Origin of the sequence: Paraburkholderia hayleyella (genome assembly GCF_009455685.1) — a bacterium.
Classification (GTDB): domain Bacteria; phylum Pseudomonadota; class Gammaproteobacteria; order Burkholderiales; family Burkholderiaceae; genus Paraburkholderia; species Paraburkholderia hayleyella.
Map to the genome: position 1 here is coordinate 664,502 of NZ_QPES01000001.1, position 14,385 is coordinate 678,886.

Consider the following 14,385-nt stretch of genomic DNA (forward strand, 5'->3'; position numbering starts at 1 on the left):
ATATGGAATTCCAGATGCTGGAAACGGAAACCAGCGGCACCATCATCAAGGTGGTTGGCGTAGGTGGCGCTGGCGGCAATGCCGTTCAGCACATGATTAACCGCGGCGTGCAAGGCGTCGATTTCATCGTGATGAATACGGATGCCCAGGCGTTGTCGCGTTCACGCGCAGCGGCTGTGATCCAGCTCGGCAGCACGGGGCTGGGTGCGGGTGCGAAGCCCGAGATGGGGCGTGCCGCAGCAGAGGAAGCACGCGAGCGCATCAGCGATGCATTGCGTGGCGCACATATGGTGTTCATCACCGCGGGCATGGGGGGCGGCACCGGTACGGGCGCTGCGCCAGTTGTCGCGCAGATTGCCAAAGAAATGGGCATTCTGACTGTTGGTGTGGTCAGCAAGCCGTTCGAATTCGAAGGCGGCAAACGGATGCGTGTGGCAGAAAGTGGCTCGCAGCAACTGGAGGATCACGTCGATTCGCTGATCGTCGTTCTCAACGACAAGCTGTTCGAGGTGATGGGCGATGACGCCGAGATGGACAAGTGCTTCCAGTGCGCAGATGACGTTCTGAACAACGCGGTCGCAGGTATTGCTGAAATCATCAACGTGGATGGTTTGGTGAACGTCGACTTCGAAGACGTGAAGACCGTCATGGGCGAGCAGGGCAAGGCGATGATGGGTACCGCGACAGTGGCCGGTGTCGACCGCGCGCGCCTTGCGGCTGAGCAGGCTGTGGCGAGTCCGCTGCTGGAAGGCATCGACTTGTCGGGTGCGCGTGGTGTGCTGGTGAACATCACGTCGAGCCGTTCGCTGCGCTTGTCGGAAACGCGCGAAGTGATGAACACGATCAAGAGCTATGCTGCAGAAGACGCTACGGTGATCTTCGGCGCGGTGTATGACGATGCAATGGGCGATGCGCTGCGCGTGACCGTGGTGGCGACAGGTCTTGGCCGTGCAATGAAGAAACAGCAGTCGGCTCCGATGACGCTGCTGCGCACCGGTACAGATAATCTGCCAATCAGTGCCGCGCAACACGGATTTACCTCACAGCAGGTTGGAACGGCGGCAGATTATGGTTCACGGGAGACGCCTACGGTATGGCGCACATTGCGCGATACCGCCGCGTCGCACGTGCAGGCATTGCAGGAAAAGGGCGTCGATACCTACGACATCCCCGCGTTCCTGCGCAAGCAGGCGGATTGAGGTACGGCGTTAAGCGAGTTGTTGTCGCGCAATGATGGGTTGTGGATGGACGAGACGGCGGACGCATGATGGGCCGCATGCAGGTAGACCCGATGAGGGTTCGGGTTGCATGCGGTGACGCCTGATGTCAGCGGAGTCAAGACGCTTGCATTAACGCGTCCGGTCGGCCTGAAGTGAGCGGTTAAGCCAATTTTTGCCGTACCAGGCTGGCCGCAACGGTGCCTTCATGCTTCGTGTAGTTCTGGTGTCGTATCAGGACAACAAAACCGTAACGTGCGTATGTCAACCTGTGATGCGGGCTGATGGATGGAAATGCCTCCATTCTGGCCATTAGCCCGCCACACTTTTTTTCTGGTAACGGGATGAAACAGATTGATACGTTCCCTATCACAACGTATCAATGTATATGCAGTATAATCCGCGCTATTGAATAAAAAATCCCGATTGGGATTCTCAATCGAGTAAAGCCATCATGCTGAAGCAGCGCACCATCAAAACAATTGTCAAGACAGTGGGTATTGGCTTGCATTCGGGCCGCAAAGTCAATCTGACGCTTCGTCCTGCTGCCCCTGATACAGGCATTGTATTTACACGCGTCGATTTACCTACTCCAGTTGATATTCCCGCCTCCGCGCTGTCGATTGGCGATACCCGTCTCGCGTCCGTTTTGCAAAAGGATGGCGCGCGTGTATCAACGGTCGAGCACTTGATGTCGGCGTGCGCTGGGCTGGGTATTGATAATCTGTATGTTGATGTTACCGCCGAAGAAATTCCGATTATGGATGGCAGTGCGGCATCGTTTGTGTTTTTAATTCAGTCGGCGGGCATTGAAGAGCAGGGTGCGGCGAAAAAATTTATCAAGGTTACCAGGCCGGTTGAAGTTCGTGATGGCGACAAATTTGCCCGTCTTGATCCTTACTTCGGCTTCAAGCTGAAATTTACGATTGATTTCCGTCATCCAGCCGTGGATAAAACCGGACAGGCGCTTGAAGTCGATTTCGCCAATACCTCGTATGTCCGTGAAATAGCTCGGGCTCGCACCTTTGGTTTTGCCCACGAAGTCGAAATGATGCGCGAACTGGGGCTCGCTCGTGGCGGCAGCATGGATAACGCGATCGTGCTCGATGAATACCGCATTCTGAATAACGATGGCCTGCGTTATGACGACGAGTTCGTGAAGCACAAAATGCTCGATGCCATCGGGGACCTTTATGTAATTGGTCATCCCTTGCTAGCGTCGTATACCGCGTACAAGTCAGGCCACGGCCTGAATAACGCCTTGCTACGCGAACTGCTGGCGCATGTTGATGCGTATGAAATTGTCACGTTCGATGATACGCGCAAGGCGCCTGGCGGTTTTGCCTACGATACGCAAACAGCATTTGCCTGAAGGTCGGTTCGGGGTGGGTCCGTAATGGAGCCCCGGACAAGACATGAAAAATGAGCGGCCTGCAAGAGGCCGCTCATTTTTTTTGGCCGGGACCGTCTGAATGAGATTGATGCCGTGCCGACATTCTGGCGAGCGCTGCTTGCAAAGGCGATGGCGCGAGTGATTCGCTTAGCGCCTGGAGTGCCGCTACGGCAGTGGAGGTCATGCGTGCCTGTTTAACTGGCTGCGGCTCTTTGAGCGTTTGCGGCCGCACACGGATTTTCAACGTATTGACTGCCCAGCCACGCTGCTGCAAATCCGCCAGCAAGCGTGGTTCAAGATGTCGCAGCCGGGCGGCTAGCGCGTTATGTGCAGCAAACAGGGCAAGTACCCCATTCTTGATGAATCCCGGCTCGATGCTCGTCGCCAGATAGTCCGGCAGCAACTGGCGCAAGTCCCTTTGCAATGCGGCAATCTGCTCGATCCCGGCGCGCAACGCTGCGAACGTATCGGCGCGGTTCAATACCTCGACGGCAGGCTGCAGGCTGCGTGGATTAAATGGTCTTGAAAATGAAGGGGGACGAGCCATATCGGGGGAATGCGGGGTGCCTGTTATCCAGTTGGCGGAGTACGGGCGATTGTACCCTGTCAGGCGGCAACGGCTATCTGCTAGCGACTCGTTGGCACAGGTAGGGGATGATCGATGTTTGCCGCGTTCGCTGCATGAGTGCAGGCAGGGTGCGTGCTAAAATGCCCGATTCGAATTTACTCTTGGACCTAAGCCGCCGGGGCTCTCCCACATTGGGCAAGCATGTTGATAATTTCCACATGATTCCTACAGAAGCCGCGACGCAGACACCGATCCGATGACCACCGGTTTTCTACAAAAAGTTTTTGGCAGCCGCAACCAGCGTCTAGTCAAGCAATACTCAAAGACCGTTATGGCGATCAATGCGCTCGAACCGCAGATCGAGCAATTGACGGACGATCAATTACGCGCCAAAACGGATGAGTTCCGCCAGCGGGTGGCGGGTGGCGAAGCACTCGACAAGCTGCTGCCAGAAGCTTTTGCGGTCTGCCGCGAGGCCAGTAAGCGCGTACTGAAGATGCGGCACTTCGATGTGCAGTTGATCGGCGGGATGGTGCTGCATTACGGCAAAATCGCGGAAATGCGTACCGGCGAAGGTAAAACCCTGGTTGCAACGCTCGCGGCTTATCTGAATGCGCTGTCCGGACAGGGTGTCCACGTCGTCACGGTGAACGATTACCTCGCCCAGCGCGATGCGGAATGGATGGGGCGCCTGTATAACTTCCTGGGCCTGTCAGTCGGCATAAACCTGTCGCAGATGGATCACGGCATCAAGCAGGATGCCTACGCCGCGGACATTACCTACGGCACCAATAACGAGTTCGGCTTCGATTACCTGCGCGACAACATGGTCTACGAGACCAACGCACGTGTGCAGCGGCCATTGAATTTCGCCATTGTCGATGAGGTCGATTCGATCCTGATCGACGAAGCACGCACGCCGCTCATCATTTCTGGCCAGGCCGAAGATCACACCGATCTCTATGTCCGGATGAATGCGCTGCCGCCGTTGCTTGAGCGTCAGATCGGCGAAGAAAAGGCTGATGGCACTGGGGTCGAGGTTCCGGGCGACTACACGCTGGACGAAAAAGCGCGTCAGGTCTTTCTGACCGAAGCCGGACACGAAAAAGCCGAACGTCTGCTGGCCGAATGGGGTTTGATTGGCGAAGGCGAAAGTCTTTATGCGCCGCAAAACATTACGCTGATGCACCACGTGTATGCCGCCTTGCGCGCACACACGCTGTTTCACCTCGACCAGCACTATGTAACGCAAAACGACGAAGTGGTGATCGTCGATGAATTCACGGGCCGGCTGATGGCGGGTCGGCGCTGGTCGGACGGGCTGCACCAGGCCGTTGAGGCCAAGGAGCACGTCAAGATTCAGAGCGAAAACCAGACGCTCGCATCAATCACTTTCCAGAACTACTTCCGTATGTATGCCAAGCTGGCCGGCATGACCGGTACGGCAGATACCGAGGCGTATGAGTTCAACGAAATCTACGGCCTCGAAACGGTTGTGATTCCGACAAACCGCCCACCGAAGCGGATCGACAAGCAAGACCAGATCTACAAGACAGCGAAAGAGCGCGATAACGCCGTTGTTCTCGATATTCGGGAATGTTACGACCGTGGTCAGCCGGTGCTGGTTGGCACCACGTCAATTGAGAATTCCGAGCAGCTATCGAATTTGCTGAAGCAAGCCGGCTTGCCTCATGAAGTGCTGAATGCAAAGCAGCATGCGCGTGAAGCCGAAATCGTCGCGGAAGCCGGGCGGCCGCAGCGCATCACGATTGCAACCAATATGGCGGGCCGCGGCACCGACATCGTGCTGGGTGGCAACGCCGAGAAGCAGGCGATGTTTATCAACGCGGATGCGTCGATTCCCGACGATGAAAAGCAGCGTCGGATCAAAAAACTGCACGATGAATGGCAGATGTTGCACAGTCTGGTGAAATCCGCCGGAGGCCTGCACATCATCGGAACTGAGCGACACGAGTCACGCCGGATCGATAATCAGTTGCGTGGGCGTGCTGGCCGTCAGGGCGATCCGGGCTCATCGCGTTTTTATCTCTCGCTGGACGATCCTCTGCTGCGCATTTTCGCGGGTGACCGCGTGCGCGCCATCATGGACCGTCTGAAGATGCCAGAGGGCGAAGCGATCGAAGCGGGCATCGTGACGCGCTCGATTGAGTCGGCGCAGCGCAAGGTTGAAGCGCGCAACTTCGATGTGCGCAAGCAATTGCTTGAGTACGATGATGTGTCGAACGATCAGCGCAAAGTCATTTACCAGCAGCGTAACGAGTTGCTCGAAGCGCAGGACATCACCGAAACCATTGGCGCGATGCGTCATAGCGTGACCAGCGAGATCGTGCGCGAGTTCGTTCCGCTGGGCAGCATCGAAGAGCAATGGGATGTGCCAGAACTCGAGGAAATACTGCGCAGCGATTGGCAGCTCGATCTGGCGATTCAGGAGATGATCAACGAATCGAAGTCGATCGACGCTGAAGAAATCCGTGAAGCCGTGCTGGCTGCTGCTGACGAAGCCTATGAAACCAAGGTCGAGCAAGTAGGCCGGGAGTCGTTTTGCTCGTTTGAGCGCTCAATCATGCTGCAAACCCTGGATCGAAGCTGGCGTGAACATCTCGCCGCACTCGACCACCTGCGCCAGGGTATTCATCTGCGTGGTTATGCACAAAAAAATCCGAAGCAGGAATACAAGCGCGAGGCGTTTGAGCTCTTTGCCGCCATGCTTGATGCCGTGAAGCAGGAAGTCACGCGCATTGTGATGAACGTGCAGATCCAGTCACCGGAACAGCTTGAGCAGGCGGCTGAGCAATACGAAGAGCAAACCAGTCATCTGGAAAACGTTGAATTCCGCCACGCTGATTTTCCGGGGGCATCAGCCGAACCGGTTATGGCGGACGCGGCGGCTGCGCTGATCGGCAGCGCCCTGGGCCAGAGAGAGGCTGGCAGCGATACTCCGGTTGTGGGTTCGGTGCCGAAGGTCGGCCGCAACGATCCGTGTCCGTGTGGTAGTGGCAAGAAGTACAAGCAGTGTCACGGGAAGTTTGTGTAACGTTCACGGAGTGGAGGCGGCGCATGCCGCCTTGTTTTGTGAGCCAATATGCGGTGTTTCGGTGATATTCCGGGCTCCGTTCTGATCTACCGATGCCGGCTTTGTGCCGGCATTTTCAACTTAACGCCAGGTCTGCCCAATGGCTGTCAACTTTCCTTCACTTGATCCCGCTCAACTTCATCCCGTCAACGGCGTCACGCTGGGCTGGGCTGAGGCCAACATTCGCAAGCCAAACCGCAAGGACGTGCTCGTGATCTCGCTCGATGAGGGGGCGACAGTGGCTGGCGTCTTTACCTCTAACCGTTTTTGCGCTGCGCCGGTGACGCTCTGCCGCGCGCATTTGCAGCAAATGCGCCTGAGTGGCAAAGGTATTCGGGCGCTGGTCGTGAATACGGGCAACGCGAACGCTGGCACAGGTGAGCCGGGGATGAGGCACGCACAGCAAACCTGCGAGGAATTGGCGCGTCTTGCGGGCATCGCACCAGAGCAGGTTTTGCCATTTTCGACGGGTGTCATTTTGGAGCCGTTACCGGTTGAGCGCCTGAAGGCCGGATTGCCCGCAGCGCTGGCGAATCGTCAGGCGGCTCACTGGTATGAGGCCGCGCAAGCCATCATGACCACCGACACGCTGCCGAAAGCCGCATCGCGTCAGATGCAGATCGACGGCTATACCGTGACACTGACCGGCATCAGCAAGGGCGCGGGCATGATCAGGCCGAACATGGCGACCATGCTGGGCTTTCTCGCATTTGATGCGGCAGTTTCCCAACCTGTGATGGATGAACTGGTCAAGCACGTTGCGGATCGCTCGTTTAACTGCATCACGATCGACGGCGATACGTCGACCAACGATTCATTCATGCTGATTGCTTCAGGCAAGTCGCATCTGCCCGCCATCACGTCCACGGATACCCCTGCTTACGCAGCGTTGTGTGATGCCGTGACGGAGCTGGCGCAAACGCTGGCACAACTGATTGTGCGCGATGGTGAAGGGGCGACGAAGTTCATCACGGTAAAGGTCGAAGGCGGCAAAGACCTCGCCGAATGCCGCCAGATTGCCTATGCAATCGGGCATTCGCCACTGGTCAAAACCGCGTTTTATGCGTCAGATCCTAATCTGGGCCGGATTCTGGCGGCAATTGGCTACGCGGGTATCACGGACCTTGAGGTGGACAAGATTGATCTTTATCTGGATGACGTGCTCGTGGCACAGGCCGGTGGCCGTTATCCGGCCTATCGTGAAGAAGATGGCCAACGTGTTATGCAGCAAAGTGAGATTACGATTCGCGTCGTGCTTGGCCGGGGGTCTGCGCACGCCACGATCTGGACTTGCGACTTGTCACATGACTACGTAAGCATTAACGCCGACTATCGCTCCTGACATCATGAATCTCGAACAATTTTTGACCCGCGCGGAGGCCGTGCTCGAGCGTCTGGAGGCCATGCTGCCACCTGCTGTGTCCGAGGTGGACTGGTCCGCTGCCGTGGCGTTTCGTTGGCGCAAGCGGCAAGGCCGTGGCTATTTGCAGCCGGTGCCTGCCATTTCGCCGATTGCGCTGGATGATCTGCAAAACATTGAGCGTCAAAAAGGGCTCATCGAGCAAAATACTCGTCAGTTTGTCCATCAGCAGCCTGCTAACAACGTGCTGCTGACTGGTGCGCGAGGCACCGGTAAATCGTCGCTGATCAAGGCTTGTCTGAACGCTTATGCAGCAGACGGGTTGCGTCTGATCGAGGTGGACAAGGACGATTTGCACGATCTGGGCGATATCGTCGATCTGATCGCTGGGCGGCCTGAGCGGTTTATCGTGTTTTGCGATGACCTGTCGTTCGAGGATGGCGAATCCGGTTACAAGGCGCTGAAAGTTGCGCTGGACGGCTCGGTGGCGGCGCAATCGGATAACGTGCTGATCTACGCCACATCGAACCGGCGTCATTTGTTACCTGAGTACATGAGCGACAACGAAACCTGCAAGCCGACAGCGGATGGTGAAATTCATCCGGGCGAGGTCATCGAGGAGAAAATTTCGCTTTCTGAGCGTTTTGGCTTATGGGTCAGTTTTTATCCATTCAAGCAGGACGATTACCTGACGATCGTTGCGCACTGGCTGCGCCATTTTGGTTGTGACGATGCGAGCATTGAAGCCGCGCGTGGCGATGCGCTGATCTGGGCGCTGGAGCGCGGGTCACGCTCAGGCCGTGTTGCGTGGCAGTTTGCCCGCGACTGGTCAGGCCGTCGGTTGCCCGCATGACGGTCACACTTCAAGCGCCGATCGCGCAGCGTCCGGTGACCGAGGTCGCCGTGGGTGTACTGCTCCAGCCCGACGGACGTTATCTGCTGGCGCAGCGCCCGGCGGGAAAACCTTACGAAGGGTATTGGGAGTTCCCTGGCGGTAAGCTTGAGCCAGGGGAGTCGGTTGAAGCCGCGCTGGTGCGCGAGTTACATGAAGAGTTGGGTATCGAGGTCGAAACAAGCCAGCGCTGGCATACGTTAGAGCATGATTATCCGCACGCGTATGTCCGGCTGTATTTTTGCAAGGTCACGGCCTGGTCTGGCGCGCCGCACGGACGTGAAGGCCAGGCACTTATCTGGCAAGCTTTTCCCGTGGCAGTGGCGCCGCTTTTGCCTGCGACGATTCCTGTGCTTGAATGGCTGGAGGCCGAACGCTCGGATGTTTAGCCGCAGGTAGCCCAATCGCAGAGCCGCAACCCATTGCCGCATTGCCGCATTGCCAGTTACGGCAGCCCGGTTAATGCTGGCTGGGTTCACCGCCGCCAGGCGTATCTTCGATGGAAGGATCTTCTTCGGTGCTGCCAATCCGGTATTTTCCGGTCGCCCATGCGCCGAGATCGACCTGTTTGCAACGTTCGGAACAGAAGGGGCGAAAGCGGTTCTCAGGCAACCATGGAACGCTTTTTCCGCAAGTGGGGCATTTGACGACAGTAGGCATACGGTCAGACATTCATCGCAAACAAAACAGGATTAAAAATAGCGGTGTTATTGCCCTTTCGGGCGGCGCTGTCTAGCACCATAGCCGCGATTCATTCAAAGGCTACACAGGGTGAGCTGGAACGGCACGTCGATATCGACTGCCCGTGGCCGTAAATCGCCGTCTTGCACGGTAAACCGGACCCAGACCATGTACTTGTTGGCGCTAGCCTCAGGAATAGCGCGTAATTCTGGCGCGACCCGCACCTGCATCAACTGATACGACCGGCCCGAAAGCATTTGTTGATAGCTACCCTGCATCGCCATTACCTTGGACGCCTGGCCGGATTCACGGGCAAGGCGCAAGACGATGGTGGCCGCATCGCGCAAGGCCAGGAGTGGCGTAACCCATTTGGCGATATCTTGCTGGCGCTGTTCGGGGGGCGTTTGCTGCCACGCGTGGTATGACGGCAGGTCAAATTTGCAGGTGCCGCCCGGAATAATCGCGCGGCTGCGAATACTGGCCAGCCATTCGTTATCGGCAAGATGCTGGCCCGTTTTGCCAACCATGTTGGCCAGTCCCGCCAGCGTTTGTTCGATTTCGCCCAGCACGGTTTCGAGCGCATCCTGTTCGATGCCGGGGTTGCCGCGAAAGGGCGCGAGCGTTTGCCGTTGCCGTTCGAGCTCTTTCATCAGGTCGGATTTTAGGTCCGCGCGCCCTGCGACATCAGTGATCTCGAATAATGTCGTGAGCGCAACGTGATGTTCACGCGCATCTTCTTGTGTGAGGAAAAAGGTAAAGCGCTCGAACAGGTCTTCGAGGCGCAATAGCGTCCGGATTCGCTCGTTGAAGGGGTACTCGTAAAGAATCAAGCGCGCTCGCCTCGGGCGTGGTGGAGGGGGGGAAATTGCAGGACAGCACATTCTAATGCGGCGGGACTACCCTAGCAATCATGCACTTTTCTTTTAGGTGTTTGTCTGCTAGAGCGCCGTTGCTGAATCAGTCGGCTGATGGGCCTCCCGCGAGCAGCAAGTAATGCTGATGCAACGTTTCGACCCGCAGCGCGAGGGTGGCGGCTGTTGCATCTTCGTTGAGGAGGACATCGTCGGCAGCGTTTAGCCGTTCAGCACGGCTCGCCTGGCGTGTGATGATGGCCTTCACCTGGTCACGCGTAAAGCCGTTACGACGCTGGACCCGGATGATCTGCGTCTCTTCGTTGCAATCGACTACCAGCACGCGATCGACCCAGGTATGCCAGTTGCCTGACTCGACCAGTAACGGTACGACGACCAGCACATAAGGGCCCTGTGCGGTTTGCTGTTCACGTGCGGCTTCAGCGCGAATCAGGGGATGCGTGATGGCTTCGAGGCGCTTGCGGGCTGTTTCGTCACTGAATACCTGGGCACGCATTGCCGCGCGGTCAAGTGAGCCATCGGGTGCGACGAATTGCACTCCCAGTTTGGCCGCGATTGCCGGCATGGCTTGGCCTTGTGGCCCCGTGATGCGATGTGCAATGACGTCAGTGTCGACAATAGGCACGCCTCGCGCGGCGAATAGATCCGCGACGGTGGACTTGCCGCTGCCAATCCCGCCAGTCAAACCCACGGCAAACATGTGTCAGCTCCCAAGCGCAAGATAAAGCGGTGTGCCGAAAAATAACGTGATTGCCCCGGCAGTAGCGAGAAACGGTCCGAACGGCAAAGGTTCTTCAAAACGCATGCGTCCGATTCCAGTCGCGGCGAGCCCTGTTGCCGCCCCTGCGACAGCGGCGAGCAGCACGATTTGCGGCAACGCGGCCCAGCCGAGCCACGCGCCCAATGCCGCGAGCAGTTTGAAGTCGCCGTAGCCCATGCCTTCGATGCCGCGCACGAGCCTGAAGAGCCAATGGACACACCACAACACCAGATATCCGGCGATGGCACCCAGCACGGCATCGGGTAACGAGGCAAATGTGCCGTTGAAATTGACGATGAGCCCGGCCCAAAGCAAAGGCAAGGTCATGGAATCGGGCAGCAGGTGAGTATCGATATCGATTGCGCTCATGGCCAGCAAGGTGGCGCACAGGCCAAAAGCGGCCAGCGCCATGCCGTTTGGGCCGAATGTCAGGAGCGAGGCAACCGCGCACAGCGCGCTGGCAAGTTCAAGCAGGGGATAACGCAAGCTCACACGCGCATGGCAATGCGAACAGCGGCCACGCAACAGCACGTAACTGAGTAACGGAATATTTTCCCAGGCTTTGAGTGTGTGCGCGCAATGCGGACATGCGCTACGAGGCAACCACAGGTTGTATCGCCCGGTTGGGGTCTCGCCGGCAGGCTGCCCGGTGAGTTCGCTGATATCGGCGCGCCATGCCCGCTCCAGCATGATCGGAACACGGTGCACGACGACGTTCAGAAAGCTGCCGATTATCAGCCCAAACGCTACTGCGCCGATCAGCAGCACGCTGGCGGGCAGTGTGCCGAGCAGGGCGGAGAGGCTGGCCGCGAACGAATCTGGCGGGGGATGGGAGAGAAAATCTGGCACGAGCGATGAACAGGATGTGGTGAGGCTAAGGACAAGGGATTCATTCGGCTGGGATGCTACACCACGTTGCCCAACTGAATAATGGGAAGGTACATGGCGATGACGAGGCCGCCGATGAGCCCACCCAGCACGACAATCACCAGGGGTTCACACAGGCCGGTCAGCATGCTGGCTTTTTCATCGACCTGACGCTCACCCAGCGCCGCGATATCGAGCAGCATGGTGTCTAGCGCGCCGGACTCTTCGGCGACGGCGATGGGTTGCACGATCTCGTCGGGAAAACAGTGAACCGCTTGCATTGCGGCTGCCAGACGTTCGCCACGACGCAAGCGCATGGCGATCGCGGTGGTCGCATGGTCGAAAAATGCATTACCGCTCGCATGTGTGAGTGATTCGAAGGCATCGGCTAGTGGTGTGCCTGCGCTGAGTAGCGTGCCCAACGCGCGGCTCCAGCGCGCGGAGCAAAGCGTGGTCAGTAGGGGGCCGATGAGCGGCGCAGCGAGACACAGGCGCGAAAATGCGAGGCGTGTGGCTTCTGAGCGTCGAAGCTGATGGGTAAAAGCAGCCACGGCGAATGTCAGGAGCGCGGCAGCAGGCAGGCTCCAGCGTGCTGCCGCGGCAGACAGCGTGAGCACTACCTGGGTTGGCGCAGGCAAGGCGGCGCCAAAGCCATCGAAGATCTGTTTGAACGTGGGTACGACCCACACCAGTAAAGCAATGGTGATGACAATGGCGAGCAAAAGAATGGCGACCGGATAGGTGAGCGCCGCACGAACTTTGGCGTGTTGCGCCGCACTGCGTTCTCGGTCGTCTGCTATTCGTGCCAGTACCGCAGGCAGCGCGCCGGAGGTTTCGCCTACCGCGACAAGCTGGCAATACAGTGGGCCGAACTGTATCGGGTGGCGTTCAAGCGCGGCAGAAAAGCGTAGGCCTGCTGTGATGTCACGTGCCAGTGTCCGGGCAATTCGGGGCATGCCATTAGGGCCTGTGGCGCGGGCTAGCAATTCCAGTGCCGAGGCGAGAGGCAAGCCAGCCCGAAGCAGGCCCGCAAGTTGGCGGGTAAAACGCGTGACCTCGGCTGGAGGCGCCTTGGCGCGAGGAGCTGGACCACGGGAGGTGAGCCCGGTGATGGTCAACCCGCCCGATTTAAGCGCGGCATATGCAGTAGCGACATCGGGGGCGGCCAGCATGCCCTGTTTGCGCTTGCCTGTGGCATCGACGCCATGCCAGGCAAAGCACAGGTCAGTCGCGCTAGTGGGTGGGGGCGGGGTGATCATTCGCATGCGGTTGCGCTGAGTGCTTCAGCAAGGCTTGTTGTGCCATCACGCACGCGCTCAAGTGCCGCATCGCGTAACGTTGTGATGTGCTCGGCATGGGCCTGCCGTGCCAGCACATGAGTGCTGGCACCGGCGACGATGTGTTCCCGCATGGCTTCCGATACCGGCATGGTTTGATGGATGCCAATACGGCCCCGATAGCCGATGCCATGGCACGCCTCACACTCTGCCGCGACGTAGGGCCGCCAGCCGTTTTCCAGGCGCGCATCGTTAAGACCTGCTGTGCGAAGCATGGCAATGGTTTCCGTGGATGGGATCCGGCACACGAGACATAACCGTCGCACCAGCCGCTGTGCGGTGACTAGCCGGAGCGCCGAGGCAAGGTTGTACGATGCGACGCCAATATCAATCAGACGTGCAATCGCCGCTGGGGCGTCATTGGTATGCAGTGTCGATAACACCAGATGGCCGGTTTGTGCCGCCTTGACTGCGACATCGGCGGTTTCTTCATCACGAATCTCGCCAACCATGATGACGTCCGGGTCCTGGCGCAAAAATGCGCGTAACGCCGCCGCGAAGGTCAGCCCCGCCTTTTCCCGGACACTGACCTGATTGACGCCCGCCAGCTGGATTTCCGCGGGATCTTCCACCGAACACAGATTGCGCGATCCTGAGTTGAGCATTTGTAAAAAGCAATATAGGGATAGCGTTTTGCCACTGCCTGTGGGCCCGGTTACCAGAACGAGCCCGTGGGGTGCATGGATGGCGTCAGCCACCGCGCGAAGCTGCACTGGATCAAGCCCGAGCGAGGCTAGGGAGAGATCCGCTGGCAGTGGATCGAGCCGCCTCAGAACCAGTTTTTCGCCAAACAGGGTGGGCAACGAACTGACCCGGTAGTCATCCTGCCCGGTAGCCGTTGCGAGCCGCAGCCGGCCATCTTGTGGAATTCGCCGCTCCGCGATGTCCATCCGCGCGAGCACTTTGATGCGCGTGATGAACGCATCGCGCAAATGCGTGGGCGGCTGGCTGATCTCGTGCAGCACGCCGTCCGTGCGCAGACGCATACGCCAGCCGTGCTCCCCGGGTTCGACATGCAGATCGGAGGCATTGCGACGGGCGACTTCCCGCAAGGTATCGGCCAGCAACTGCGCGGCAGGGCTGTTGCTGTCCGTCTCGGTGAAAGCGCTTGCGCCGTTGGGCCGGGGCCGGGCATTGGTGGGCCATGGCATCGGCGATAACTGGGACGCAGGAGATAACGGTGTTAGCCCTTGCACGGGGTGTGTGGCCGCATCCCGGTTTGGGCGGAGTTCTGCTGTTTCAGGTGTGGCGAAAAAGGGAGGAGAGGACATTGAGCGCTGGCGGCGTGCCGCCTGTAAAACACAATGTCTTGATGATCGCCTGGCGTGGGTGTCCGCGCTACTC

General features: G+C 58.4%; 13 protein-coding genes. 6 read left to right on the forward strand and 7 right to left on the reverse strand.

The window, feature by feature from the left end:
* Positions 1 to 2 precede the first annotated feature (2 nt).
* Entirely contained in the window at positions 3 to 1,199 is a 1,197-nt protein-coding gene (gene ftsZ, locus GH657_RS03105) for a cell division protein FtsZ (RefSeq protein ID WP_153099326.1), read from the forward strand.
* Between the two features lie 472 nt (positions 1,200 to 1,671).
* The gene (gene lpxC / locus GH657_RS03110; RefSeq protein ID WP_153099327.1) at positions 1,672 to 2,589 is read left to right on the forward strand and encodes a UDP-3-O-acyl-N-acetylglucosamine deacetylase; all 918 of its coding nucleotides are present in this window, start codon (positions 1,672 to 1,674) and stop codon (positions 2,587 to 2,589) included.
* Between the two features lie 73 nt (positions 2,590 to 2,662).
* Here lpxC and GH657_RS03115 read toward each other — a convergent pair whose 3' ends face one another.
* Positions 2,663 to 3,157 (reverse strand): DciA family protein, encoded by a 495-nt coding sequence (locus tag GH657_RS03115; RefSeq protein WP_153099328.1) that lies wholly within the window; start codon positions 3,155 to 3,157, stop codon positions 2,663 to 2,665.
* Between the two features lie 277 nt (positions 3,158 to 3,434).
* On the opposite strand from GH657_RS03115, the gene secA reads away from it, so the two are divergent.
* The 4 genes from secA (at position 3,435) to GH657_RS03135 (ending at position 8,913) form a co-directional block, all read left to right on the forward strand.
* Positions 3,435 to 6,233: a preprotein translocase subunit SecA gene (gene secA, locus GH657_RS03120; protein WP_153099329.1), complete on the forward strand. Its 2,799-nt coding sequence runs from the start codon at positions 3,435 to 3,437 to the stop codon at positions 6,231 to 6,233.
* 139 nt (positions 6,234 to 6,372) lie between these two features.
* Entirely contained in the window at positions 6,373 to 7,614 is a 1,242-nt protein-coding gene (gene argJ / locus GH657_RS03125; RefSeq protein WP_153099330.1) for a bifunctional glutamate N-acetyltransferase/amino-acid acetyltransferase ArgJ, read from the forward strand.
* A gap of 1 nt (position 7,615) precedes the next feature.
* Positions 7,616 to 8,485 (forward strand): ATP-binding protein, encoded by an 870-nt coding sequence (locus GH657_RS03130; protein WP_153099331.1) that lies wholly within the window; start codon positions 7,616 to 7,618, stop codon positions 8,483 to 8,485.
* Positions 8,482 to 8,913, forward strand: a complete 432-nt coding sequence (locus GH657_RS03135; protein WP_153099332.1) for an NUDIX domain-containing protein — start codon at positions 8,482 to 8,484, stop codon at positions 8,911 to 8,913. Before GH657_RS03130 ends, GH657_RS03135 begins: the two co-directional genes overlap by 4 nt.
* Positions 8,914 to 8,983: 70 nt before the next feature.
* Here GH657_RS03135 and GH657_RS03140 read toward each other — a convergent pair whose 3' ends face one another.
* From GH657_RS03140 to GH657_RS03165, 6 genes are all read right to left on the reverse strand, one after another.
* The gene (locus tag GH657_RS03140) at positions 8,984 to 9,184 is read right to left on the reverse strand and encodes a DNA gyrase inhibitor YacG (RefSeq protein ID WP_153099333.1); all 201 of its coding nucleotides are present in this window, start codon (positions 9,182 to 9,184) and stop codon (positions 8,984 to 8,986) included.
* Positions 9,185 to 9,279: 95 nt separating this feature from the next.
* Positions 9,280 to 10,035: a cell division protein ZapD gene (zapD, locus tag GH657_RS03145; protein ID WP_153099334.1), complete on the reverse strand. Its 756-nt coding sequence runs from the start codon at positions 10,033 to 10,035 to the stop codon at positions 9,280 to 9,282.
* Between the two features lie 127 nt (positions 10,036 to 10,162).
* Entirely contained in the window at positions 10,163 to 10,777 is a 615-nt protein-coding gene (coaE, locus tag GH657_RS03150) for a dephospho-CoA kinase (RefSeq protein WP_153099335.1), read from the reverse strand.
* Positions 10,778 to 10,780: 3 nt separating this feature from the next.
* Positions 10,781 to 11,686: a prepilin peptidase gene (locus tag GH657_RS03155; RefSeq protein WP_153099336.1), complete on the reverse strand. Its 906-nt coding sequence runs from the start codon at positions 11,684 to 11,686 to the stop codon at positions 10,781 to 10,783.
* A 56-nt stretch (positions 11,687 to 11,742) separates the two neighbouring features.
* A complete protein-coding gene (locus GH657_RS03160; RefSeq protein ID WP_425495724.1) occupies positions 11,743 to 12,969 on the reverse strand; it encodes a type II secretion system F family protein in 1,227 nt (408 codons plus the stop codon).
* Complete coding sequence (locus GH657_RS03165; protein WP_153101608.1) at positions 12,960 to 14,192, reverse strand: GspE/PulE family protein; 1,233 nt, start codon at positions 14,190 to 14,192, stop codon at positions 12,960 to 12,962. The genes GH657_RS03160 and GH657_RS03165 overlap by 10 nt, the downstream gene beginning before the upstream one ends.
* Between the last annotated feature and the right edge of the window lie 193 nt (positions 14,193 to 14,385).